We start from the raw sequence: 25,497 nt of genomic DNA, 5'->3' as shown, positions 1-25,497 counted from the left end.
GTCCTAATTACCCTCAAGTCGGCCGATTGCAAGGAATTTACGCCGGCGATCCTCGCGCAGTTCGCCGGGTTCCTTCTTCATGAGCTTGGCCAGCTCTTCTTCAACGGCGTCCCCCAGCGCGTTAATCGCCGCCGGAATATCCCGCTGGGCACCCCCGATCGGCTCATCAACAATCCGGTCGATAACCTTCAGGGCCAGGAGATCCTGTGCCGTAATTTTCATCGCCGTTGCTGCTTCCTGAGCCTTGTCGCGGGTTTTCCAGAGGATTGCGGCACAGCCCTCCGGGGAAATCACAGAATACACCGCATTCGCGAACATCAGGACCGTATTCGCACTCGCGAGGGCAACGGCACCGCCCGATCCACCTTCACCGACAATCGATGCAATCAAGGGCACTCGGACGTCGAGGCAGACCTCGATTGAACGGGCAATGGCTTCCGCCTGACCGCGCTCCTCCGCGCCGATGCCGGGATAGGCACCTGACGTATCAATAAAGGTGAGGATCGGCAAGCCGAAATGATCGGCCATTTTCATCAACCTCTGGGCTTTTCGATATCCTTCCGGCCGCGCCATCCCAAAATTATGGCGCAGGCGGCTTTCCGTGTCCTTGCCCTTTTCAGTTCCAATCACCATAACGCTCTGGCCGCGAAAGCGTCCCAACCCGCCAATGATCGCCTGATCGTCGGAAAAGGCCCTGTCTCCGGCGAGCGGTGTATAGTCTTCAATGAGCTGGGTGGTAATTTCGTTTAGCTTGGGCCGGTCAACGTGGCGGGCCACTTGCGTTTTCTGCCAGGGAGTAAGCTTTGCGTAGGTTTGCTCTAACTGATGGAGAGCCTTCTGACGGAGCTTGGCAATATCTTCGTTAATTTCGATATCAGTGGCATTTTCCAACCCTTCGAGTTCCCGGATCTTGCCTTCAAGATCAGCAACCGGCTTTTCAAACTCAAGAAAATTGTTCATATATTGTCCATGCTCCACTGGTATCCGCAGGCCAATTAATAAATTGGCGGAACGGTTACGTCAATGAACCGTTCCGCCAATTCCATAATTTATACGCAAGGGTTAGTTCCGTGCCTCGATTATTTCGGCTTGAATGACTAACGCCTCCGCCTGTTTGATTGAGGCGATATCGATCAGACGTCCATCCAGCGCCACCGCACCGGCACCCTCGGCCTGCGCCTTCTCCATAGCTTCAAGAATACGCCGGGCTTTTGCAACTTCTTCCTTCGCCGGCGTAAAAATATCGTTGGAAAGAGGAATTTGCTTGGGATGAATGGCCCATTTTCCCTCGCAACCGAGGATCGCCGCCCTGTTTCCATGGGCAACATATCCATCGTTGTCGGAGAAATCGCCAAACGGGCCGTCAATGGCCCGCAGGCCGTTCGCTCGTGCCGCCACAACCATTCGGGCGATGGCATAATGCCACATGTCACCCCAGTGAAAATCACGCGAGCCATCTTTCGCGGGATCGGTCAGAACGCCGTAGAGCGGGTTAGGCCCCCCAATCGAAGTTGTCCGCGCCTTTGTCGAAGCCGCGTAATCTGCGACACCGAAATGGAGGCTTTCGTTCCTTTTGCTGGCGCCAGCGATCTCATGAATATTCTGCATCCCAAGGGCCGTCTCGATGATCAGTTCAAAGCCGATCTTCTTTTTCCTGCCTATCGCCGTCTCAACCTGGGTTGCCAGCATATCAAGGGCATAAACATCAGCCGCCGTTCCAACTTTCGGGATCATGATAAGATCGAGGCGTTCACCGCCCTGCTCTAAAACATCAATAACATCGCGATACATATAGGGCGTATCCAGTCCGTTTATCCGGACGGAAATCACCTTGTCCCCCCAGTCAACGTCATTCAGCGCCCCAATGATATTCTTGCGCGCCTGCGCCTTGTCATTGGGGGCGACCGCATCTTCAAGGTCAAGAAAGATAACATCTGCGTCAGACTTTGCCGCCTTTTCAAACATATGCGGACTGGAGCCGGGAACGGCGAGTTCACAGCGGTTTAAACGCGATGTGCAGGGCTCCGGGACGGTAAAACTCATTGGGGGACCACCTTTTTTTCTTTTCGTTCATAAAATTTTGTGAAAGGAAATTGCTGCACCCGCGTCACAGAGTCAAGTTTTCAACTCAATAATTTTGCGTTTGCAAGCGGATGATGGGTTGAAACGATATCCATAAGTCGTTGCTGCAACACATGCGTGTAAATCTGGGTCGTTGAAATATCCGCATGCCCTAGCATTTTCTGAAGGCTTCGCAAATCCGCGCCCCGGGCGAGAAGATGACTGGCAAAGGCATGGCGGAGGACATGGGGAGAGACTTTTGAAGCATCGATATTGGCCTCGACAGCCAGAGCCTTCAACATTTGACCGAACCGCTGACGTGTCAGGTAACCTTGTCCGCCGCGGGAGGGGTAAAGCCATTTTGAGTGTTTGTCGTCCGTACAATAGGTATTCCGAACTTCGAGATATTTTTCGAGCGCCTTCTTCGACGCCATGTTCACTGGCACGAGCCGTTCCTTGTCGCCCTTACCGCGAACAATCAGGAATCGGTCCTGATCCCGCAGAACCGGATGCGGCAATGAAATAAGTTCAGATACCCGCAGCCCTGTGGCGTAGAGGAGATGCAACAAAGAGAAGAGACGCTTTTTATCGGCCGTTTCTCCCTCCGCCGTCGCGAGAAGTTTGTCGACTTCTTCCTCGCTTAAATATTTCGGAAGCCGGCGGCCCGCACGGGGACTGTCTATATTAAGGGACGGATCATCGGTCCGGATTTCATCTCCCAGTAAATAGGAAAATAGCTGCCGAACGGCACTTAGCCGTCGTGCCTGAGTTGTATTTTTAAGTCCAATGTCGTCAAGAAATTTTAGGTAGGCCCGAATATCAGCGGGATTTGCCGTTTTTAAACCTCTACTGCGCCGCTCCAGAAACCCTGTGAAATCCTCCAGATCCCGGCGATAGGCCGAGATCGTGTTGACCGCTGCCCCTCTTTCCATCACCAGCATTTCCAGAAAACCTTCCAGCAGATGCCCCGGCATCTTACAGGTCTCGCAATATGGCGGCTTCCAGCGCTAGATGGCGCGCCTCATCCGTCAAGCCAATCTTCTGGAGCGACGTGAGAACCGCGGACAAGCTGTTGACAGACAGCATCGCCGGCCCCCCTTCGCCGAGCAGGGCAAGGGAAAGCGCCACCGTTTCCCCGACACGGCCATTGTTGGCGGAGATTTCAAGGTTTTTCTCGATCACCTTATTTGAGAAATCCGATTGCGGCACCTGACCGAGGCCAAATGCCGCCGACCAGAGTTCATCGGGAACTTTCTCGCCGAATATTTCCAGAATACTGAGTAACATGCCCACATTCGCCCCTTGTTCAAGTTCCGGCCCTTTAACAAAGGCCGAGGGATCGAATGCCGAGGGGGTCCAGCGGGCAATTCCGGGCGTCCCGGAAATCAGCATATAGGCATCCGCCCGCGCGATTTTTTTACCGGCAACATCTCGTTCCCGCGCCGTCCCCCGAAGCGCTGACCGCCGAATGCTTCGCTCCCAGAGAGACGCCTCCGCAGAATCTCCCGCCGCCAGTAAAACCCTGAGGGCATCGAGTTCAAAATCACCGTCCAGACTTACCGCCGATATTTGCTTCAGCAACGGCAAAGAAAGCCCTGCCGCCGCGAAATAGGTGCCGTCCTGTTCACCCGCCGCCCAAAGTTCCCCTATTAGGCGGGCCTTTTCCATCGGATCCTTTTCAGAAGCGGCCTGACGAAAAAATCCCGCCATATGCCCTAAATCGATCGCTGCATCATCATCATCGTTTGCCAGGGCTCCGGCAATTATGAGCTGGCGGACAAGTCCGGCTGGCATGCTTCCCACGGCAAGCGAGACATAGGCGGCTCGCAAACGATCATTTTTTTCGGCTATTTCTTGCTTTGCCAACGCCCACAGCAGATCAAATCCCGCTTTCTCCGCCTGCTCATAACTCAAACTTAATCCGGCTTCCTTCATCATGGCAAAATGAAGCGGCGATATAACTTGATCCGTTTCTTGCAATTTGGAATTTCCGCCCACAAGCCTATCAAACAAGCCAAAGAATAGGCTGTCGGTTCCTTCATCCTCATTCAGAAGGCTGACTCCAAGTTCAGCGCGGCTCATATTCCCGGATAAAACATTACAAAAGACGGAAGCCTTCTCCCAAAAAAAGTCGGGCGTATTCTCAGTCATTCCCTCTATCTTTTTACAAGCCTGTTCGTTCTTTCCCTCTAACAGTAGAAGGTCAACCGCCGTCCGCTCAAGGCCCGACGACATTTTTGACGCCGGCACTCTCTGAACAAGTTGCGATGCCTCCACAACGAGACCTGCGTCCCGTAATTTATTCAGTCGTAATTGCATTAACTCCGTCGGCTCTTCAGAACCACGTGGAATAGCGGCGGCTGTCAATAAAAGCCTCCGCAGCAGCTTCTGCATTTCCGGTGATGACGATGAGACGGGCAAATGTTGTATCAGGGTCGCAACACGCGACGAAGATGTTCCCTGCCACATACTGGACCCGAGATCACCGGTTGATGCGTCAAGAATTCCTACGGATGCCGCATCAAGTCCGCCAAGCTTCTGTACGACAACAGATCCTTCTATGCGGGATCCTTCAATGACCTGTTTTTGTTTTTGCGCGGCAGGAGCGGGCTCCGGGGATGATTCACTTGTGTTCGCGGGGCGGGATTGCTCGGGTTCACCTAATAAGGGAACAAGACTGCGTGGCTTATTTTGTGCCGCAACGGTCGAACTTGCCAATGTAACGAAGCCAAGCAATATACCCGAAAGCAACCGTCGAGTATTATTTCGGGAACTGGTCATTCGGGATAACTTTCTCAACTTTGGCCGTGGGCGCGGGAATGTCCCAGGAAGCCAGGAAAATGCCTCCACCAATCAGGACGGCGGCAACTAGAAAAAGCAGGAAAAGAGAGAACTTTGACATTATTTAAATCACTATATCCAAAGTTTGACCGCCAAAACATGGGGGTCGTTGGTAAAACTGTTGCTATTTAAAGCAGTAAACTGCGATTATGGTACAAATTTGGCTTTATTGATTAGCACGGTTCGTCGAAACACATCAACAACCTTGCAAAACTATTCGCCAATGCGAAGAAGCCAAGACAGTGAAAAGTGGAAAGATGAATACGAAAAATGATGTTCGTGCTGCGCCGAAGGCAACAAAGGCAGCGTTGGTAAAGCGCCCCGGTGACAAGCCCATTGTCCTCGTGGGATTGATGGGCGCGGGCAAAAGTTCTGTCGGCCGCCGTCTCGCCCAGGAGCTCGGATTGCCGTTTAAAGATGCCGACGCGGAAATAGAGGCCGCCGCCAATCTCTCGATCCCAGAATTCTTCGAACTTCATGGAGAACCGGCATTCCGGGAGGGTGAAAGAAAGGTTATCGCGCGGCTTCTGAAAGAGCCGCGGCATGTTCTCGCCACGGGCGGAGGAGCTTTTCTGGATACGAAAACTCAGGCGTTAATCGCAAAAAAAGGCTGCTCAATATGGTTGCGTGCGGAGCTGGATATACTTTACAAGCGCTGCATGAAACGCAACAATCGCCCGCTTCTGAAAGGCGGCAATCCAAAAGCAGTATTGAAAAAGTTGATGGACGAACGCTATCCGGTTTATGCCAAGGCAGATATAACCATCGACAGTGGTGAAGGACCGCATGAAATTGTCGTGGCAAAAATTATTGCCGCGTTATCCTCTCTAAAGGTCTAAACCCACAAACCACAGGCGAAAAATGACATCTTCCCCCTCCATCTCTGATACTGCTTACTCACATGTACCGGTTTCGCTCGGAGATCGTGCCTATAATATCCTGATTGGCGCCGGGTTGCTCCCCAACGCAGGAGGGTTGATCAAGCCTGTCCTTCGAACACCGCGGGTTGCCATCATCACCGACGAGACCGTTGCTGCCCTCCATCTCACCACATTGCAACAGTCTCTTAACGCTGCCGGCATCGATAATTTTCCAATTATCCTTGCGCCTGGGGAAAGCACGAAAAGCTTGTCCGTATACAGTGATCTCATGAGCAAGCTGCTGGACTCCCGTCTTCAACGAGATGAAGCAATTATCGCGTTCGGAGGCGGCGTCATCGGCGACATAGCGGGCTTCGCTGCCTCCACATTGCGCCGCGGCATTGATTTCATCCAGATCCCGACAACCCTGCTATCGCAGGTCGACAGTTCCGTTGGCGGCAAGACCGGCATCAATGCCGCGCAAGGGAAAAATCTTATCGGCGCGTTTTATCAGCCCCGCCTTGTCCTTGCTGATGTTGGCTTGCTAGAAAGCCTGCCAAACAGGGAAATCCTTGCGGGCTATGCCGAGGTTGTTAAATATGGACTGCTTGGAGATTTCGCCTTTTTTGAATGGCTCGAAGCGAATGGCAAAAAGGTGATTTCCGGCGATATAGCGGCTCGAATTGCCGCTGTTGAAACAAGTGTACGGACAAAAGCGCATATCGTGGCCGAGGATGAACGGGAGGGCGGCGTGCGGGCCCTGCTCAATCTTGGCCATACGTTTGGTCATGCGCTGGAAGCGGAAACCGGATATGGCTCCCGGATGATCCATGGTGAGGCAGTAGCCCTTGGGATGATCATGGCGGCCGAGCTTTCCGTGCAGATGGACCTGTTAAGCCGACAGGACATTCTGCGGATCAGGCAGCATTTCGCAGAAGTAGGTCTCCCTTGCAAGGTTCCGTCGATCTCGGGAGTTGACTGGCAAGCGGAGACTCTGCTTGCCCATATGCGGCAGGACAAGAAAATTGTCGGCGGTCGCCTTACCTTAATCCTGATGAAAGAGATTGGGTCCGCCTTCGCCACGCAAGCAGTATCGGAAGCCGATATACTGTCGGTGATTACAGACGAACTGGCGAGTGCCTGAGATGAGGATTTCGAAAGGAGTGATAGAAACTTAAGCGATGGACGTTCAACTTATTCTGTTGTCATTGGCAATATTTTTTCTGCTGCTGCTCTCCGCGTTTTTTTCAGGATCAGAAACTGCTCTTACCGGGGCCAGCCGCGCCCGGCTTCATCAAATGGAGCAATCCGGCGACAAGCGGGCCGGTCTCGTCAATCTGCTTCGCGACCATCATACTAAGCTTATCAGCGCCATTCTTCTTGGTAATAACCTCGTCAATATTCTGGCGTCCGCGCTGGCAACAAGCATGTTTATCTCAGTTTTTGGAGATATCGGAGTCGCCTATGCGACATTGGTGATGACAGTTCTCGTCCTCGTTTTCGCTGAGGTTTTGCCGAAAACTTTTGCGTTGCGCCGAACTATTCCCCTCGCCCTCTTCGTTGCACCGATCCTGCGGCCTGCGATCTTTGTACTGTCGCCGGTTGTTCTGGGCATCAATATCGTCGTGGATATGACGTTAAGTCTTTTCGGCGTTAAACCACATCATGGCGATATGGAGGCACTGACCGACGCTGCACAGGATGAACTCAGGGGAGCGATCGACCTCCATTCTGAGGATGCAGGCATTATTATGCATGAAAAATACATGCTCGGTTCCATTCTCGACATGGATGAAGTTGATTTGTCTGAAATCATGATCCACCGAAAAAACGTGGAAATGGTTGATTGTTCAAAGCCGGTCCAACAGGTCATTGATCAGGTTCTCAGCAGCCCCTATACGCGATTGCCCCTCTGGAAGAAAAATCCGGAGAATATCGTTGGTATCATACATGCAAAAGACCTTTTGCGCGCTCTCATTCCTCTCAACGGCGATTACGACAAGTTGGACGTGGAGACGATTGCGCTCAAACCCTGGTTCGTGCCAGAAACAACGACGCTCCGCAGTCAACTTAATGCCTTTCTTGAACGCAAAAGCCATTTTGCGCTCGTGGTTGATGAATATGGCGCTCTTATGGGGCTGGTGACACTGGAAGACATTCTTGAGGAGATTGTCGGTGACATTGCCGATGAACATGATCTTGCGGTCAGTGACGTAAGAATGCTGAAAGAGGGCAGTATTGTCGCCAAGGGCGATGTCACTCTTCGGGATCTGAACCGCCAGTTAAACTGGTCGCTTCCCGATGACGAAGCCGCCACGATTGCCGGGCTTGTCATTCATGAGGCCCAAATCATCCCGGACATTGGCCAGGTTTTCATTTTCCACGGCTATAAATTTGAAATTTTGAAGAAAGAGCACAACCAGATAACGGAACTGCGAGTAACTGCAATCGATCCACTTGATGACAGTGAGTCGTAAATTGTTGTCCCAATGTACCTGATCCTTCTGAATATTATTGGACCTGTCGTGGTAACGGCAGGATTGGGCTTTTTCTGGGCGAAATCCGGACGGGCGTTCCATACCGAAACCGTGACCGGACTGGTCACAAACGTCGGCGCCCCCCTGCTGATTTTTACCACGCTTATTAACCTAGAAATGCAATTGGCGACCTTTTTTGAGTTCGCCATGATTGCGGCCCTTGCGGCATTCACCTTCTGTCTTATCGGCTTTGGGATCCTTAAGCTCTTGCGACTGCATGTCAGAAATTATCTACCAAGCCTAATGTTCCCAAACACTGGAAATATGGGGCTGCCGCTGTGCCTTTTTGCCTTTGGAGATGCGGGGTTGGCTCTGGCAATTGCCGTTTTTACCGTATTTTCAACCCTACAGTTTACCTTCGGCATCTGGCTGTCCTCCGGCATTAATTCCATAACACAGATATTGAAAACACCGCTTATTTACGCGGTTATTCTGGGACTGATAACAAAGGCAACCGGGATTCCGGTCCCAGGGTGGATCATGAATACCACAGGCCTCCTTGGCAGCCTGACCATTCCGTTGATGTTGCTCGCCCTGGGAGTCAGTCTGGCCAGCCTGTCTATAAATCATATCAAGCTGGCCGCTGGGCTCGCGGTATTACGACTAGCGATTGGATTTACCGTTGGACTTGCCCTCGCTTATCTCTTTAATCTGGACGGCGTTGCCCGCGGTGTCCTCATTTTGGAATGCAGTATGCCTGTGGCGGTGTTTAACTACCTGTTTTCCCTTCGCTATAACCGGGCGCACACCCAAGTCGCCGGAATGGTCCTGATTTCTACCCTGTTATCGTTCCTGACACTTCCCGCGCTCCTTCTCCTTGTCCTGTAACTTTGGTTCAGGCGTTGTAACCATCGCTTCTCAGGCACCGGCTTCTGAAATGATCGAGAATGGCAGATCTAATTCGCGACGTGCGGGAATGTTCCTTGCGATTTCCGTCGCGGTCCACTCGACAACAGAATTCATTCACGGATATATTTTCCTCAGCGCATATCTGGTTAAGGGCCTTCCACTCTATTTCTTCAAGGCGGATACTTGTGCGATGGCTTTGCCCGGACGCCGGATTAATGATGGAAATGTTGCGATTGACGAGGGTTTGGGGTAGCTGGATATCCATGGCGCTCTCCTGATATGTACTTAAAGTTGCTGTTTATTTTTATAAACTCCTAATAAGAGCATATAGGCGCATGCAAATGAGGTTCAATATCAACTGTAAAGTAATTTCAGTTTTTTTGTAAAGTGACGCCGCGCGTTAATCGGTGCCTTTTACGTCGAGCGCAAGAGCATGAATGTCCGTCGCCAATTCATCTGCCAGAACGTCATAAACGGCTCGCTGGCGGGCAACACGGGAAAGGCCCCGAAACTTATCTGCGACGATTTCAACGCGAAAATGGCTCTCACCCTGAGGTCGCGCGCCGGCGTGTCCCGCATGCAAATGTGATTCGTCAACGACCTTCAATTTTACGGGGTCGAATACTTTCCGAAGCTTGCCTTCGATGGTTTCTGCAACTGACATGTCAGGTTATTTGGTCTCCGATTGATCCGGGTTCAACGCCCCCATCTTCCCTTCTTTCACAGGTTTTGAACAGGGTAATTTAAAAATTCGGTTAGCGCAGGGAGCGGCAACGGTCTTGTTTCTGTCTCTGGATGTTTCTCAATTACCCCCTTTGTGCGATAAAAGATAGCTCATTTGGGCTCTGAACCTTGCTATGGCGAACCTCACAGCCCATAATAATTCCATGTCGAAGCATCAGGAAATACCTTTAAGCGGACCGTCGCCGGAAAATCTCGGTCGTGAATGCAATCATGCTGATTGCCATGAACTGGGAGAATTCCGCGCACCTAAAATCCGGATACTGGAACGGGGAAGTCCTGACGATTACCAGTGGTTTTGTCTCGCGCATATTCGGGAATTCAATAAATCCTGGAATTTTTTTGACGGCATGACGGATGAGGAGGTTCTGCGCTATAAGGATGAAGATATAACCGGCCATCGTCCAACCTGGCAGATGGGGTCACGGACAGCACGTGCCCACCGGGATTTCACCTATGAAGACCCCTTCAATTTTCACGAAGAGATGGGAACAGGTGAAAAAGGGCCTAACAGTCAGGCGCATGCGCCCAAAATCGACAAGAAGGAGCGGGACGCATTAGCGGTCCTTAATTTAAAACCGGGGAGTTCCTTGACGGATATCAAGCGTCGCCACAAGGAACTTGCTAAAAAATATCACCCAGATGTTCGCGGCGGCGATAAAAAGACTGAAGAAATACTGAAAAATATCAATCAGGCCTATACACATTTGCGATCTTGCGTTAACTCGTAAGTTCGCCCATAAAAAAATAACCACAAATTGTGACACGGAATAGTTATTCATGACGTCCTTAGAACTTGCCGGAAATGCACCGGATATAAAAATAAACCTCCCGGATATAAAAATCTCGGTTCGGGACGTTTTTAAAATCGACAGCGATATGGAAGTGCCGGCATTTAGCGTTGCCACGGAACGGGTTCCCGATCTCGATCCTGCATACGTTTTTGACCATGACACCACTATGGCCATTCTGGCTGGTTTCGCCTTTAATCGCCGTGTTATGATTCAAGGGTATCACGGAACTGGAAAATCAACCCATATCGAACAGGTCGCCGCCCGCTTGAACTGGCCCTGTGTCCGCGTCAATCTGGACAGTCATATCTCCAGAATTGATCTCGTCGGTAAGGACGCTATCGTTCTTCGCGAAGGGAAGCAGGTCACGGAATTTCGTGAAGGTATTCTTCCCTGGGCGCTTCAGTCGCCAACCGCAATTGTTTTTGACGAATATGACGCTGGCCGTCCTGATGTTATGTTTGTAATTCAGCGGGTTCTTGAGGTTGAAGGCAAACTTACCCTGCTCGACCAGAACCGGGTCATTCGCCCGCACCCGGCATTCCGGATGTTCTCGACGACCAACACCGTAGGCCTTGGCGACACGACCGGGCTGTACCACGGCACACAGCAGCTTAACCAGGGACAAATGGACCGCTGGAATATTGTTACGACCCTGAATTACCTGTCGGAAGATACGGAGAACGAGATCGTTCTGGCAAAAACACCAAGCTACGATACGGAAGAAGGCAGAAAGACAATCCGAGCCATGGTCGCCTGTGCTGATCTAAGCCGCTCCGGCTTCATCGCCGGTGACATTTCAACGGTAATGAGCCCGCGGACGGTGATTACATGGGCTGAAAATGCTGAAATTTTCGGCGATATCGGGTTTGCCTTCCGGGTCACCTTCCTTAATAAGTGCGATGAAATTGAACGGCCTGTCGTTGCGGAATATTACCAGCGTAGTTTTGGTGAAGAGCTTCCCGAATCTGCGGCCAATATAGTTTCCCGCTAGATCCCGTGACCCTGACAAACAATAAAGAATCCCTCGCGGAACCGTTTAAACGTGCCGTTACGGCGGCAATGCGGGCAATGTCACGCGAAAAGGAACTGGAGGTTTCCTATAGCAACGACGCGCCGGGCCTGAGCGCTAATCGTGCACGCCTGCCAAACCCGGCGAAGGACCTCCCTCTTGAGGATGTCCAGCGAGTTCGTGGTATTGCGGACAGTCTGGCGCTCCGGAAACGCTACCATGACGACGGCCTCCATGCTCGGCTGACACCCCAAGGCGGTGAGGCTAAGGCAGTATTCGAAGCGGTTGAACAGGCCCGGGTGGAGGCGATCGGTGCGAACCGCATGAAAGGCGTCTCGGACAATCTGTTCAGACATCTCGATAATCATTGCAAGGAAAGTGGCTTTGACCGGATTTATGATAAATCCGATGCCCCGATTGCGGAAGTTCTGGGACTGCTGGCGCGAGAAAAGCTCGCGAATATCCCCGTCCCGGAGAGCGCCCGCAACATGGTCGATCTGTGGCGGAACGAAATTGAAGAGAAAAGTGGTGATGATTTCAAGGAGCTCTTGAATGCCCTTGGCAGTCAAAAGGACTTTGCCCACGCGGCCCGCAAACTACTTAAAGACCTCGATCTGATCGAAGATGCCGAAGGCGATTTCTCCGATGATGATGAGGCCGGCGATGGCGAGGAGGGCGACCAGGAGCCCGATGCGGAAAGTAGCGGCTCCGAGGGGGATGATGACGCGCAGGAAGCGAGTGCGGCTGAAGATGCCGACGCCCAGGAAGGGACCGGAGAAGACGGTACCGATAGTGAAAGCGGAGAAAGCGCCGATACGGATGCCGCCAGTTCCGGCGACGAAGCTGGGCGGGACAGGCGGCCTGTTTATCCGGATGATTTTCGGAATTCACCCAACACGGCGCAATATAAGGCCTTTACCACTGAATTTGACGAAGTCATTCAGGCATCCGATTTATGCGAGCCGGCGGAACTGGCGCGGTTACGGCAACAGCTGGACCAGCAGCTTACAAACCTGCAAAGCCTGATCAGCAAGCTCGCAAACCGGTTGCAGAGAAAATTGCTGGCGCAACAAAATCGTTCCTGGGAATTTGATCTGGAGGAAGGCATCCTCGATGCCGCAAGGCTCTCGCGAGTTGTGGTTGACCCCCTCCTGCCTTTATCCTTCAAGGTCGAGCAGGACACGGACTTTCGCGATACGGTTGTCACGCTTCTCATCGATAATTCAGGCTCCATGCGCGGACGTCCAATATCGGTTGCCGCCATGTGCGCGGATGTTCTGGCCCGTACGCTGGAACGCTGCTCGGTCAAGGTTGAGATACTCGGCTTTACCACGCGCGCCTGGAAGGGTGGTCAGGCACGGGAGAAATGGCTTGAGCAGGGGAAGGAGGCCAACCCCGGCCGTCTCAATGACCTGCGTCACATCGTCTATAAGTCGGCGGACTTTCCCTACCGGCGTGCGCGCCAGTCCCTTGGACTTATGCTTCGCGAAGGGTTACTCAAGGAAAATATCGACGGAGAAGGTCTGCTCTGGGCTCACAATCGCCTGCTTGGCCGGCCTGAGCAGCGCCGTATTCTGATGGTTATCTCGGATGGCGCCCCCGTTGACGATAGTACCCTGTCCGTCAATCCCGGAAACTACCTCGATCGGCATTTACGGGATGTTATTCGCTGGATCGAAACAAAATCGTCCGTCGAGCTTATTGCAATCGGCATCGGCCATGACGTTACCCGCTATTACCAGCAGGCCGTCACGATTATCGATGCGGAACAACTGGGCGGCGTGATGATGGAGCAGCTGGCCGATCTTTTTGATGAGAAAAAGCCTACCCGGCGCAACAAGGCCCAACAATGGTAAGGCTGGCTTTCAGCAGATAAGGTTTGTTTTGGGTGGATTTTGGCGACCTGATCTTACCAAAAAACTCCTGACATTACCGACAGCAATGTCCTCATAAAAAAACGGATGAGAATCACAATTCACCCGTTTTTAAAAATCTCAAAATGCAGCAGACGAAAAGTGACTAGGCCGCCACAGTCGCCTTCCGGATATCCCTTTTTACCCGGCGGGCCGAGATCGAAAGATCCGAATCCTGTGATTTCAAAAGGAACTTATCAAGGCCCCCGTTATGCTCAACCGACCGCAAAGCGGCAGCAGAAACCTTCATGCTGAAGGAGCGCCCGAGGGCATCGGACATCAGGCGGACTTCCTGGACGTTCGGCAGAAAACGGCGACGGCTTCTGTTTTTGGCGTGGCTGACATTATTGCCGGTCAGAACACCTTTACCTGTCAATTCGCAACGACGTGCCATCGTAAACCTCTTTAGCCATAAAAAAGAATGCCGGCGTGGAACGCCGGACGTGGAACCGGTTTTTAAGGAACAGCATGACATTCGTCAAGCATATTCCTAATCACTGTCCAATTTTCCGATGTAAACGACGGAGAACGCATCATTTTCCTAAAAATGAATTTAACAACTGCTCTGCCGCCACGGTTGGATCGATCTCACCAGCCTTCACCTGCGATTCCAGTACAGGAAGCTGCTCGGTAACGGCGGGATGTGCCTTGAGACGGGACAGCAGAGAATCGCTAAGCTCGGCCCACATCCAGGCAACAGCCTGTTCGCGGCGCTGGGTTTCAAGCTCCCCTTCCTTGCCGCGTGCCTCCCGGAACCGACCGATCGTCTCCCACAAGGTATCAATTCCCTGCTTTTGCAGGGCAGATATCATCAAAACTTCCGGCGTCCAATACTTGCTTTTCGGCCGCATCAGGCCAATCGCACCCTTGTATTCCATCGCCGCCCGTCTGGCGGTTGTCTTCAAGTTGCCATCCGCCTTGTTAATAATGACCAGATCAGCGAGTTCCATGACACCGCGCTTGATCCCCTGCAATTCATCACCGCCAGCCGGGGCAAGCAACAACATGAAGACATCCACCATTTCAGCAACAGTGGTCTCTGACTGGCCGACGCCCACCGTCTCGATCAGGACGACATCAAAGCCCGCGGCTTCGCACAGCAACATCGCCTCCCGCGTGCGCCGCGCAACCCCGCCCAGAGAGCCCCCGGAGGGAGAGGGACGGATAAAGGCATTTTTATCCCTGACCAGTTCCTCCATTCTGGTTTTGTCTCCAAGAATGGATCCTCCTGTCCGTTTCGAGGAGGGGTCAACGGTAAGAACCGCAACTTTATGCCCGTTTTTGGTCAAATGCTTGCCGAAGACCTCGATAAAGGTCGATTTGCCGACACCGGGAGTTCCGGAAACCCCTATCCGCACCGACTTTCCGGTCTCGGGTAAAATCATACTCAGCAGGGATTGAGCATCGCGCCGATGATCGGCACGAACCGATTCGACCAGCGTGATCGCCTGCGCAAGCGCCCGGCGGTCCCCTTTTTCAAGGCGGCTGGCAAGATCTACAATCTTCTGCGGCGTCTCATGCGAAATTATTGTCATGTCTTGGGTATGGGAAAATACGAGGGTTTCGTCAAGCATGATGAAAGGACTTTCGCAATTTACATCGAGCCCGTATTCTTAACGGCAGAAAGGAAACAGGTATGATCAGCACTATCAGTACGGTTGAAATGCATACTGGAGGCGAGCCACTCAGAATAATTGTTGATGGCGTGCCCGTGCCGCAGGGACGAACGCTTCTGGAAAAGCGGGCGTTTTTACGTGACCATGCAGATCATTTCCGCCGTTTCCTCATGTTTGAACCGCGCGGGCACAAGGATATGTATGGCGCCCTGCTGGTTCCTGCCGATCATCCGGACGCCGATCTTGCGGTGATTTTCATGCATAACGAAGGCTATAGCACGATGTGCGGGCACGCGGTCATCGCGCTCGGTCGCTATGCGCTTGATTATGGTCTCGTCGTCAAGGAAACCGAGGAAACGGCTGTTAATATACAATGCCCGTGCGGTTTGGTGAAGGCAGTGGTGCAGACCCATGACGGCATCACCGGCGCCGTCCGCTTCGAGAGCGTCCCTGCCTTTGCCTACAAGCTCGGACAGTATGTCACAACCCGCGCGTATGGCCCGGTTGAGCTCGATATCGGCTATGGCGGCGCCTTCTATGCCGTCCTTGATGCGGCGAGCCTAGGCCTGGATGTCAAGCGCTCCGCCACCCGCGACTTAGCCGCGGCCGCAACCATCATTTCGGCGGCCGTCAAGGAACAGGTAAAGGTAACCCACCCAGAAGAAGCTGAGCTTGGATTTCTCTACGGCACAATTCTAACCGATGGCCGCTTCGGCAATGAAGGCGGGCCGAGTGCGAATATTTGCGTGTTTGCGGATGAGCAGATAGACCGAAGCCCAACAGGCTCGGGGGTTACGGCGCGTATGGCTATTGCCGCTGCGCGCAAACAAGCCGCCCCGGGTGAGACCTGTCAGTTTGAAAGCGTGACCGGGGTAATATTCACCGGAAAGATCATCACTCAGCTTCGCGTTGAGCCTTATAATGCCGTAACAGTCGAGGTCGGCGGACAGGCCTACTATACGGGTTCAGCCGAGTTCACCTGGGAGGACGGAGATCCGCTCGCGGGCGGATTCCTGCTCCGCTAATAAAAATGAATCGAGGGCAAGATGGATAAAGTCAATCTTAAAGCAGAGGCTGTAAAGGCGATGGCAAACGCCTATTCCCCCTACTCCCGTTTCAAGGTGGGGGCCGCTGTCCTGACCGAAGCGGGACATATCTTTAGTGGATGCAATGTCGAGAATATCTCCTTTGGCCTGACAACCTGCGCCGAAAGGAATGCAATTGCCCAGGCAATTGTTTCCGAAGGCCCCGGCATGAAATTGCGCGAAGTCTTTGTGACCAACCATAATGAAATCGGCGTCGCCGGCGCCTGCTCCCCCTGCGGGGCCTGTCGGCAGGTGCTCGCGGAATTTTCAAGTCCCTCGACAATTGTTCACTACCCGGGAGAAACGGGCGATATCGAGACAACGGCGGAAAAACTGCTCCCGGACAGTTTCAGATTCTAAAACCCTCCTACCCGCGTCCACGATAGGACGGGACGCCCTGATCCGGAAGCCAGACATCGGCAAGCGGCGCGTCGGTCTGCCAGAACACATCGATCGGCATTCCGCCGCGCGGGTACCAATAGCCCCCAACACGAAGCCAGCGGGGATCCAGCAGGTCAACAATTCGCTTGCCTATCGAGACCGTGCAATCTTCATGAAAGGCGCCATGATTGCGAAATGACGTCAGGAAAAGCTTTAGGGACTTGGATTCAACCAGCCACTGATCCGGCACATAATCGATCACCAGATGGGCAAAATCAGGCTGGCCGGTCATCGGGCAGAGAGAGGTGAATTCCGGCGCGGTGAAACGGACAAGATAGTTGACGTCCGCCTGTCCGTTCGGAACCCGCTCAAGAATGGCCTCCTCCGGACTTTTTGGCTGCTCCACTGCCGACCCCAGTTGAGTGAGCCCACGGACATCTGTTTCTGTCATTTAACCCTTTCCCTCAAATCCGGAAATGAAACTTGTGATATTAGCGCCAAGTTCATTCTGATTATAGCCGCCCTCCTGGATCAGCACCGTGGGCATCCCCAAATTAGCGATTTTGGCCGCGATCTCACCGAAACCGATTGTGGAAACCGAGAGCCCGGCAAACGGGTCCCCTTCGAAGGCATCAAGGCCGAGCGCAACGAATAGAACATCCGGCGCATAGGCACGCAGGGCCTCAAGCGCCTGATCGAGCCGCGCGAGATATGTCGCATCCCGGCTGCCCTTAGGCACAGGTAAATTGAGATTGAAACCGTCGCCATGCCCACATCCTCTCTCATGGTCATATCCTGAGAAAAAGGGATAGAAATCACTCGGGTCGCAGTGAAGTGACACGGTGAAAACATCGGCGCGTTCATAGAAAATACCCTGCGTCCCGTTGCCATGGTGAACATCGACATCCAGAATGGCGACACGGTTGACGGTCCGCCGGGCGTATTCCGCCGCAATCGCAATGTTATTGAGAAAACAGAATCCACCGGCCTGATCCTTGAAGGCATGATGCCCGGGAGGACGGCATAGCGCGTAAGCAGCGCTGTTCGATGCCAAGTCGTCAAGAACATACGCCGTTGCCGTCACCGCCACATTGCTTGAGGCAACGGCCGCCGCCCATGTATGCTGCCCGACGGGGGCCGACATATCCGTTGTGAAATGACCAACCTCACCGACGATACCCGTTGGCATCGATGACATATGTCGGCCGGGGTGGATATTGGGGAGGACCTCTTCACTTTGCATCCCTGCCGCGTGCCAGCGCCCGTAGATAGTTTCTAAAAATTGAAGATATCCCGGCGTATGGATTGCCGCGCGAGGCGATGGCCCGAAATCATCCGGGCCGACGATGTCATGCCCGGCCCTCCTCAGGCCGTTGACCAGTGCTTCCGCCCGTCCGGGCACTTCCTGCGGTTCGTGGAACGCGCCCGATTTAAAATAGGTTTTGGGGTCATGCTGTGCATGGTCCGGACTATAGACGATTTTCATACCTTACCTTTCTGTCGAGGCAATCCTCAAGTTTATCATACCGCGACAGATGTGGTTCAGGTCAAGCGGCCCGTTTCTTGCGGATGAGCGACAGTACTTCGGCGGCGGCCTCGGGGATGTTTGTTCCTGGTCCATAAATAGCCGATACGCCCGCGTCATATAGCATGTCATAGTCCTGCGCTGGGATGACACCCCCGCAAACCACCAGAATATCTTTGGCGCCTTGTTTGGCAAGTTCATCAATGATCTGCGGCACAAGCGTCTTATGGCCCGCCGCCTGAGATGAAATGCCAATCACATGAACATCACTTTCGATCGCGTCCTGTGCGGCTTCCGCCGGCGTCTGGAAAAGCGGTCCGACATCAACATCAAACCCGATATCGGCAAAGGCCGTTGCAATTACCTTGGCACCCCGATCATGCCCGTCCTGACCGAGCTTGACGACCAGCATGCGAGGACGACGGCCTTCTTCCTTGGCGAATTCCTCGATATCCTTCTGTATCTGCATGAATCCCTCATCTCCCTCATAGGCGGCGCCATACACGCCGCTGATGGACCGGATCTCCGCGCGATGACGGGTGAACACTTTTTCCATGGCATAGGAAATCTCACCTACCGTGGCCCGCGCCCGGGCGGCATTGACACAAAGCTCCAACAGGTTTTCCTTACCCTCAGCCCCCTTAGTCAAGGCCTCAAGCGCGGCCTCACAGGCGGCCTTGTCCCGCGTACTCCGTATTTTCTCAAGCTTGACAATCTGTTGCCGTAACACTTCCGGGTTATCAACATCGAGAACCTCAATATTGCTGTCGTCCTTTTCAGACCGGTATTTATTCACGCCGACAATCGTATCCTGCCCGCGGTCAACACGGGCCTGGCGACGGGCGGCTGATTCTTCGATCCGCAGTTTCGGCATCCCGCTTTCAACGGCCTTGGTCATGCCGCCCAGCTCCTCGACTTCCTCAATCAGTTTCCAGGCTTCCGTCGCAATTGAATGTGTCAGGCTCTCGACGTAGTAGCTGCCGCCCAACGGGTCAATCACATGAGAGATTCCAGTTTCCTCAGCGAGGATAAGCTGTGTATTGCGAGCGATGCGCGCGGAAAAATCCGTCGGCAGCGCAATCGCCTCATCCAGCGCATTCGTGTGCAAGCTCTGCGTGCCCCCCAAAACCGCCGCCATCGCCTCATAGGCTGTGCGAATAACGTTATTATACGGGTCCTGCTCGGTGAGGCTAACGCCCGAGGTCTGGCAATGCGTGCGCAACATCAGGGAGCTTTGATTTTGCGGCTCGAACTCGCTGATTATTTTTGCCCAGAGCATCCGGGCCGCGCGTAACTTCGCAATTTCCATGAAGAAATTCATGCCGATGGCGAAGAAAAAGCTGAGGCGCGGGGCAAAGTCATCAATTTTAAGGCCGCTCGCCAATGCGGCCCGGGCATATTCCAATCCGTCCGCAAGGGTAAACGCCAGTTCCTGGACCTGCGTCGCTCCTGCTTCCTGCATATGATAGCCGGAGATGGAAATCGAATTGTAACGCGGCATTTTCGTCGAGGTATATTCAATGATATCGCCGATAATCCGCATGCTGGGTTCCGGCGGATAGATATAGGTGTTGCGCACCATGAACTCTTTCAGGATATCATTCTGGATGGTGCCGGATAGCTGCTCAGGCTTTACGCCCTGTTCCTCCGCCGCAACAATATAACTTGCGAGAATGGGCAGAACCGCGCCATTCATCGTCATCGAGACCGACATCTTGTCCAGTGGAATTCCATCGAACAGGATTTTCATATCCTCAACACTGTCAATCGCCACCCCGGCCTTGCCGACATCGCCGACAACGCGCGGGTGATCCGAATCATAGCCGCGATGGGTCGCCAGGTCGAAAGCCACGGAGAGGCCCTTCTGCCCCGCGGCGAGGTTGCGGCGATAGAAGGCATTCGAATCTTCCGCCGTGGAAAAACCTGCATACTGACGTATGGTCCATGGACGATTGGCATACATGGTCGCCCTGACACCGCGCTGGAACGGTGCCACCCCGGGCAGAGCCCCTTCGAGTTCCATGCCTTCCAGATCCGCGGCCGTATAGAGCGGCTTAACCGAAATGCCTTCGGGCGTTTCCCAGTTCAGATCCGCCGTCTTGCGGTCCCGCAACTCCTTATTCGCCAGGTTTTCCCAGTCTTCCAATGTTTGTTTTGGAAAATCGACCATTGTATCGGTATCCCTCATTTTTAACGGCATTTCGGAGGTAATAATATTTCCGGACCCACTATTCGGTCACTCTCCGAGGATGCGCCTTCTTATATAACCCAATTGCTTCGCTATATAACATACCAATTTTAAATTACCAAACGAGCGTTTGCCTAGTGTATATCTTCAAGACCATCGACAATCATCAATGAGAAAACGGGACAATCCTTACCCTGCCCCCTACATATGTTACTATTGACGGAATAAGAACAAATTGACACCACAGTTCGCATTCTCCCGCAGGAATTGCTTGCTTCCTGTGGTAGGTTGGAGTTGCAATGCGCCCATACTTCATTTCTGACACCACGTATGACGGCAAGACAGGACAGGTGACGGCTGTTCTCGGTCCGACCAACACCGGCAAGACCCATCTTGCCGTTGAGAGGATGATGGCGCATTCAGACGGTATCATCGGCTTACCCTTGCGATTACTTGCGCGCGAGGTTTACGACCGCGTCGTCGGTGTGAAGGGGGGGGCGAACGTCGCTCTGGTGACCGGCGAGGAAAAAATCATCCCGCCCCAAGCCTGCTATTTTATCTGCACAGTTGAGGCGATGCCCCTTGATCGTGGTTTCGAGTTTCTTGCCGTTGACGAGATTCAACTGGCAGAGGATCCGGAGCGCGGACATATATTCACGGACCGCCTGCTGTACGCGCGCGGCCGACAGGAGACCCTGTTTTTAGGCTCCGAAACTATTCGCCACTGGATCAAGCGGCTCATTCCCGATGCGTCCTTTATATCCCGCCCCCGTTTCTCCACATTGAGTTACCGGGGGGCCAAGAAAATTTCCCGGCTGCGGCCGCGGACGGCAATTGTTGCCTTTTCGGCAAGCGATGTATATGCCATCGCCGAACTCGTCCGTCGACAACGGGGCGGCGCGGCCGTTATTATGGGAAACCTGTCCCCCAGAACCCGGAATGCCCAGGTTGAACTCTATCAGTCGGGGGATGTCGATTACCTTATCGCCACGGATGCGATCGGCATGGGCCTGAACATGGATATCGATCATATCGCCTTTGCCGGTACAGTGAAATATGACGGTGCCCTGTCAAGACGGCTGAAACCTGCTGAATTTGCCCAGATTGCAGGACGCGCGGGCCGGCATATGAACAACGGCAGTTTCGGCACCACGGCAAATGTCGAGCCGCTGGACGATGAACTGGTCGCAAATATTGAAGGCCATAATTTTGAAGCCGTGCGGAATATCAGGTGGCGAAACCAGGATCTGGTTTTCACGACAAATCGAGACCTTTTAAGATCATTGGAGACACTTCCCGCAATCGACGGGATGCTTTCACCGCGCGACCCAGATGACTATAACGCCTATAAAGCCCTCATTCGGGATGAGGAAGTCCGAAAGGCTTCACAAACCCCGGCAAAGGTTCGTCAATTATGGCAGGTATGTCAGGTTCCGGATTTCCGTAAAACAATGCATGATGTCCACGTTCGCCTGCTTCGGGAAATTTTTCTCTTTCTTCAGGAGAAGAACGGGAAAATTCCGACTGACTGGATCGCCAAACATCTGAAAAGTCTGGAAAAAACGGACGGGGATATTGACACTCTTGCAACACGTATTGCTCATACGCGCACTTGGACGTATATTTCCCATGTTTCCGACTGGATGGATGATTATAAATATTGGCAGGAAACGGCGCGTAACATAGAAGATAAACTGTCAGACGCTCTACATGAGTGCCTGACGCAAAGATTTGTAGACCGACGCACAGCGATGCTGGTGCGAAAACTGAAAGACCGTAGTCAATTGGAAGCACTGATTAGCGATACCGGAGATGTTCACGTAGAGGGACATTTTCTTGGGACCTTGAAAGGTCTGAAATTCAACGCCGATACCAACGTCAGCAGCACGGAAGCGCGAACCCTCCGCAATATCGGAAACAAGGCGGTCTCCTCCGAGATCGCCCTGCGCGCGCAACGGCTTGCATCGGCGCCGGACGATTCCTTTTCCCTTGATGGTAACGGCCAGATCATCTGGCAGGACACCGTCGTTGCAACACTCGTCAAGGGCGAAACCGTGCTGAAACCGCGGCTGCAACTGCTGGCGAGCGAGCAATTAAACGGAACGGCGCATGAAATTGTCGTCAAGCGCTTGAACGACTGGGTCTCTGCCCATATCGAGCAGCGGCTGAAACCCCTGGTAAAGCTGGAAGAGCTTCCCCTGACAGGGCCTGCGCGCGGTATCGCCTTTCAGGTCAGCGAAAAACTCGGGGCCATGCGGCGGTTCGAATTGAATGAGCAGATCAGAAATCTCGATAAGAAAGATTACGGTCGCCTCAAATTTGGTGGTGTGCGGGTAGGATACGAGCATGTCTTCATGCCCATACTGCTTAAACCCGATCCAACGGCCTTGCGCTGCCTTCTATGGGCAATCCATGATGAACGTGAGGAAATCCCCCCTCCACCGCCAGCGGGACGTGTGTCCTTTGAAGTCACCGGAAACTTGCCCTGGACCTATTATCTGACGGCGGGATATGCCGTATTCGATAAACTGGCCATTCGCCTTGATATGCTGGACCGACTTGCCGGCCTGTTACGCAGAGCATCGCGCGGCCTGATAGAGACGGCGGAACCACCAAAGTCCGCTCCGGAAGAAGCTGAGACAAAAGCCGCAGAACCGGCTGTTGCTGAAACAGGTGAAGTTCCGGTCGCCATTTCGGTCTCGACTGATCAACCCACGACCGTCGAGAACATAGATACAGTCATCGAAAGTGCCGTCTCGGAACCCGCCGAAGGCGCCATTTCAGAGCCCGAAAAGGCCGGAGAAATGGAGGCACCAGTTCCGGATGCCGTTGAAAAACAGGAGCCCGCCGAAACTGCTGTTGCCGTACCCCCCAAGAAAAAGGAATTACCGCGCAATCTTCCCTTCAAGCCGACCCATGAAATGTTGTCGTTAGTCGGCACGACCCGAGAACAGTTTTCTCTTATTTTGAGCAAACTAGGATATGAGGCATTGGGAGAAGGCGATGAGATTACCTACCAACGGAAGTCTTTCAAGAAACAAAACCGCAGTAAAAATCCACGGCATAATAAGGACGTCAAGCCGAAACGTGACAAGGAAAGTGTTAAGCCCGTTAATGCGCTGAAACAACCTCGCAAAGCGCCACCCAAAGTAAAAGAGATTGATCCCGATTCACCCTTTGCAATTCTGAAGACCCTGGGCAAAAAATAACATATGAACGAAGATGCCCTTCCGGCTTCCGCCAACATTCGTGTCGATAAATGGCTCTGGTATGCCCGCTTTTTTAAAAGTCGGAGCCTCGCCGCGAAGATGGTTCAGTCACGCAAACTTCGCCTGAACAGTATCATTCAACCCAAGGCCAGCACAGCAGTAAAAGCCGATGACATCCTCACATTTGCCCAAGACCGGGTCATTCGTGTCATCAAAATCCGGGACATCGGGGTACGCCGTGGTCCGGCGCCAGAGGCGCAAAAGCTTTATGAAGATCTCGCGCCCCCCGAAAAATCAAAACCAGTTGTTGAGCCGGGCAAAGGGCCAGTTGCACAACGGGACCCGGGAAGCGGCCGCCCGACAAAAGCCGATCGAAGGGCGCTTGACAAACTTCGCTCAAAACCCGAAGAAGAGATGTAATCTCAAGCGCGTACCGGCAAAGGATCATAATAGTGTCGCTGCTCAAAAATATCGAAAAATTTATCACGGCTTGGGATGATGGCGGTGTTGGCTATTTTAAAATAGGACGCATCTGGCTGACTGAAACCGGCAGCGCCAAAAATCTTGAAGCAGCGGCGAAGAAGGCCGCGCGGGATATCAGCGCAGAAGTGATGTATGCCTGGGAACTTGGCAAGGACAGAAGTGACGCCTGGTGGCTGGGCTGGGGGGGATATGATCTGGAAGAAGAGATCCCATTTGCTGCGGCCATGGCCAAGGAGGAAGTCCAGAATAAAATCAACACCTTTAATCCCGACGACAATGAATTTGAGTGCGCATCGATTGAGGAGTATAAAGAGATGCTCTTCAACGCCTATGATGAAGACCTGACAGCCGCGGACTTAAAAAGGGGATTTTCTGACTGGCTTCAGGAACTCAGTCCGGATGCACAGAGAACTTTACTTTCCGATCTGGTTAGCTGGCAGGAAAATGCCAGAAAAGGTTAACCTGACACCTACCGGTTCGCCTATGATAATTCACGAAACGCGATCCAGGCTGCATAGACCCGCGTTCCCGTCGTAATCCAGCACATCAGGCCGAATACGATGGCGATCACGGAAAAATATCCGGGAAAGACGCATATCAACACCATGGTCAACAAGGTCTCTCCGCCTTCTGCCAATCCCCCAAGATAATAAAGTGATTTTTGGCCCCGGATGCTGGTGGTGACTTTGTGCTTTTCAGCCATGATTGCATATGTCAGGAAGGTTGACGCTGTTCCGATAAAGCTGAAAATCAAAAATGCGGCGGCAAGCGCATTCTCCGGCCTTGCCAGAGCAAAGGCAAAAATGACGGCCGCATAAAAGATAAAATCACAGACAATATCCAGATATCCCCCGAAATCCGTCAAAAGAGAATGACGAGCAACGGCCCCGTCCAGACCATCGAACAATCGGTTCAGAAGAATTAGCAACAAAGCCAGCCAATAACTCTCCACTGCAATCAACGGGATAGCACAGAGCCCTATGGCGAATCCTGCAAGTGTCACGCTGTTTGCGGAAATGCCGCAAGCGGCAATTTTTGTTCCAACGACATTAAGGGGTGGATCAATAATATGTCTTAATGCCGCATCAAACATTTTTGCTTTGAAATACCATCTTGATCCGCGCCGTATCTAATGAGATTATCCAGATTATAATACATACGGGTATTGCAGGAACGGTCAAAGCAATACCAAAAAGCTCCCGGTAATGTGATAGGGGTCGGCAGAGATACGCTCCATCAACTCGCCGGCTATCAACATCTATTTTTAAAACATTGTTGGCATACTGATCAGAGACGCCCCATGCAAATAAAATTCGAAGCGGCCATCTTCAATGAACAAGTCCTTTCAGCGGTGTAAGAAGGCGAACATCACAAGAACCTCACCGACAGCTGGGCGGAGACTCAC

24 protein-coding genes are annotated in these 25,497 nt (G+C 52.8%); 12 read left to right on the top strand and 12 right to left on the bottom strand.

Annotated features, from left to right (window positions below; genetic code table 11):
* Positions 1 to 3: 3 nt before the first annotated feature.
* The 4 genes from ACESNI_RS02230 to ACESNI_RS02215 form a co-directional block, all read right to left on the bottom strand.
* Complete coding sequence (locus ACESNI_RS02230; protein WP_373084586.1) at positions 4 to 960, bottom strand: acetyl-CoA carboxylase carboxyltransferase subunit alpha; 957 nt, start codon at positions 958 to 960, stop codon at positions 4 to 6.
* Positions 961 to 1,062: 102 nt separating this feature from the next.
* The gene (locus ACESNI_RS02225; protein ID WP_373084584.1) at positions 1,063 to 2,043 is read right to left on the bottom strand and encodes a CoA ester lyase; all 981 of its coding nucleotides are present in this window, start codon (positions 2,041 to 2,043) and stop codon (positions 1,063 to 1,065) included.
* An 80-nt stretch (positions 2,044 to 2,123) separates the two neighbouring features.
* Entirely contained in the window at positions 2,124 to 3,035 is a 912-nt protein-coding gene (gene xerD, locus ACESNI_RS02220) for a site-specific tyrosine recombinase XerD (protein ID WP_373084582.1), read from the bottom strand.
* Between the two features lies 1 nt (position 3,036).
* On the bottom strand, positions 3,037 to 4,842 hold the full coding sequence (locus tag ACESNI_RS02215; RefSeq protein WP_373084580.1) for a hypothetical protein: 1,806 nt from the start codon (positions 4,840 to 4,842) through the stop codon (positions 3,037 to 3,039).
* Between the two features lie 317 nt (positions 4,843 to 5,159).
* On the opposite strand from ACESNI_RS02215, the gene ACESNI_RS02210 reads away from it, so the two are divergent.
* The 4 genes from ACESNI_RS02210 to ACESNI_RS02195 are packed head-to-tail and all read left to right on the top strand — an operon-like array spanning position 5,160 to position 9,127.
* Positions 5,160 to 5,741, top strand: coding sequence for a shikimate kinase (locus ACESNI_RS02210; RefSeq protein ID WP_373084578.1), 582 nt, complete (start codon positions 5,160 to 5,162; stop codon positions 5,739 to 5,741).
* Positions 5,742 to 5,763: 22 nt separating this feature from the next.
* Positions 5,764 to 6,906: a 3-dehydroquinate synthase gene (aroB, locus tag ACESNI_RS02205; RefSeq protein ID WP_373084576.1), complete on the top strand. Its 1,143-nt coding sequence runs from the start codon at positions 5,764 to 5,766 to the stop codon at positions 6,904 to 6,906.
* Positions 6,907 to 6,943: 37 nt separating this feature from the next.
* Positions 6,944 to 8,239 carry an HlyC/CorC family transporter gene (locus ACESNI_RS02200; protein WP_373084574.1) on the top strand — a complete coding sequence of 432 codons (1,296 nt, stop codon included), beginning with the start codon at positions 6,944 to 6,946 and terminating at the stop codon, positions 8,237 to 8,239.
* A gap of 48 nt (positions 8,240 to 8,287) precedes the next feature.
* Positions 8,288 to 9,127: an AEC family transporter gene (locus ACESNI_RS02195; RefSeq protein WP_373084572.1), complete on the top strand. Its 840-nt coding sequence runs from the start codon at positions 8,288 to 8,290 to the stop codon at positions 9,125 to 9,127.
* A 7-nt stretch (positions 9,128 to 9,134) separates the two neighbouring features.
* Here the strand turns inward: ACESNI_RS02195 and ACESNI_RS02190 are convergent, their stop codons facing one another.
* The gene (locus ACESNI_RS02190; protein WP_373084570.1) at positions 9,135 to 9,413 is read right to left on the bottom strand and encodes a ribbon-helix-helix domain-containing protein; all 279 of its coding nucleotides are present in this window, start codon (positions 9,411 to 9,413) and stop codon (positions 9,135 to 9,137) included.
* A gap of 135 nt (positions 9,414 to 9,548) precedes the next feature.
* A complete protein-coding gene (locus ACESNI_RS02185; protein WP_373084568.1) occupies positions 9,549 to 9,812 on the bottom strand; it encodes a BolA family protein in 264 nt (87 codons plus the stop codon).
* Between the two features lie 193 nt (positions 9,813 to 10,005).
* Between ACESNI_RS02185 and ACESNI_RS02180 the strand changes: the two genes are divergently transcribed.
* Genes ACESNI_RS02180 through cobT form a run of 3 tightly spaced genes read left to right on the top strand, consistent with a single transcriptional unit; the run spans position 10,006 to position 13,548 of the window.
* Entirely contained in the window at positions 10,006 to 10,620 is a 615-nt protein-coding gene (locus ACESNI_RS02180; protein WP_373084566.1) for a J domain-containing protein, read from the top strand.
* A gap of 49 nt (positions 10,621 to 10,669) precedes the next feature.
* Entirely contained in the window at positions 10,670 to 11,674 is a 1,005-nt protein-coding gene (gene cobS / locus ACESNI_RS02175; RefSeq protein WP_373084563.1) for a cobaltochelatase subunit CobS, read from the top strand.
* A gap of 5 nt (positions 11,675 to 11,679) precedes the next feature.
* A complete protein-coding gene (cobT, locus tag ACESNI_RS02170; protein WP_373084561.1) occupies positions 11,680 to 13,548 on the top strand; it encodes a cobaltochelatase subunit CobT in 1,869 nt (622 codons plus the stop codon).
* A 163-nt stretch (positions 13,549 to 13,711) separates the two neighbouring features.
* Here cobT and rpmB read toward each other — a convergent pair whose 3' ends face one another.
* Together rpmB and meaB are read right to left on the bottom strand one after the other, a co-directional pair.
* Positions 13,712 to 13,999, bottom strand: a complete 288-nt coding sequence (gene rpmB / locus ACESNI_RS02165; protein ID WP_373084559.1) for a 50S ribosomal protein L28 — start codon at positions 13,997 to 13,999, stop codon at positions 13,712 to 13,714.
* Between the two features lie 139 nt (positions 14,000 to 14,138).
* Entirely contained in the window at positions 14,139 to 15,140 is a 1,002-nt protein-coding gene (gene meaB, locus ACESNI_RS02160) for a methylmalonyl Co-A mutase-associated GTPase MeaB (protein WP_373084620.1), read from the bottom strand.
* Positions 15,141 to 15,241: 101 nt separating this feature from the next.
* Here meaB and ACESNI_RS02155 point away from each other — a divergent pair, with 101 nt between their 5' ends.
* The gene (locus tag ACESNI_RS02155) at positions 15,242 to 16,246 is read left to right on the top strand and encodes a proline racemase family protein (protein ID WP_373084557.1); all 1,005 of its coding nucleotides are present in this window, start codon (positions 15,242 to 15,244) and stop codon (positions 16,244 to 16,246) included.
* A gap of 21 nt (positions 16,247 to 16,267) precedes the next feature.
* Positions 16,268 to 16,666, top strand: coding sequence for a cytidine deaminase (locus tag ACESNI_RS02150; protein ID WP_373084555.1), 399 nt, complete (start codon positions 16,268 to 16,270; stop codon positions 16,664 to 16,666).
* A gap of 7 nt (positions 16,667 to 16,673) precedes the next feature.
* Here ACESNI_RS02150 and queF read toward each other — a convergent pair whose 3' ends face one another.
* From queF to scpA, 3 genes are all read right to left on the bottom strand, one after another.
* Positions 16,674 to 17,138: a preQ(1) synthase gene (gene queF / locus ACESNI_RS02145; RefSeq protein ID WP_373084553.1), complete on the bottom strand. Its 465-nt coding sequence runs from the start codon at positions 17,136 to 17,138 to the stop codon at positions 16,674 to 16,676.
* Entirely contained in the window at positions 17,139 to 18,173 is a 1,035-nt protein-coding gene (locus ACESNI_RS02140; RefSeq protein ID WP_373084551.1) for a histone deacetylase family protein, read from the bottom strand.
* Positions 18,174 to 18,234: 61 nt separating this feature from the next.
* Positions 18,235 to 20,382: a methylmalonyl-CoA mutase gene (gene scpA / locus ACESNI_RS02135; protein WP_373084549.1), complete on the bottom strand. Its 2,148-nt coding sequence runs from the start codon at positions 20,380 to 20,382 to the stop codon at positions 18,235 to 18,237.
* 317 nt (positions 20,383 to 20,699) lie between these two features.
* Here scpA and ACESNI_RS02130 point away from each other — a divergent pair, with 317 nt between their 5' ends.
* Genes ACESNI_RS02130 through ACESNI_RS02120 form a run of 3 tightly spaced genes read left to right on the top strand, consistent with a single transcriptional unit; the run spans position 20,700 to position 24,553 of the window.
* Entirely contained in the window at positions 20,700 to 23,609 is a 2,910-nt protein-coding gene (locus ACESNI_RS02130; RefSeq protein ID WP_373084547.1) for a helicase-related protein, read from the top strand.
* Between the two features lie 3 nt (positions 23,610 to 23,612).
* Complete coding sequence (locus tag ACESNI_RS02125) at positions 23,613 to 24,029, top strand: RNA-binding S4 domain-containing protein (RefSeq protein WP_373084545.1); 417 nt, start codon at positions 23,613 to 23,615, stop codon at positions 24,027 to 24,029.
* A gap of 32 nt (positions 24,030 to 24,061) precedes the next feature.
* Positions 24,062 to 24,553, top strand: a complete 492-nt coding sequence (locus tag ACESNI_RS02120) for a hypothetical protein (protein WP_373084543.1) — start codon at positions 24,062 to 24,064, stop codon at positions 24,551 to 24,553.
* A 20-nt stretch (positions 24,554 to 24,573) separates the two neighbouring features.
* Here ACESNI_RS02120 and ACESNI_RS02115 read toward each other — a convergent pair whose 3' ends face one another.
* Entirely contained in the window at positions 24,574 to 25,095 is a 522-nt protein-coding gene (locus tag ACESNI_RS02115) for a CDP-alcohol phosphatidyltransferase family protein (RefSeq protein ID WP_373084541.1), read from the bottom strand.
* Between the last annotated feature and the right edge of the window lie 402 nt (positions 25,096 to 25,497).

The sequence above is a fragment of the Sneathiella sp. genome, from assembly GCF_041689005.1.
GTDB lineage: Bacteria > Pseudomonadota > Alphaproteobacteria > Sneathiellales > Sneathiellaceae > Sneathiella.
The sequence above is the reverse complement of the archived record's forward strand: the minus strand, read 5'-3'. Positions and strand labels throughout refer to the sequence as shown.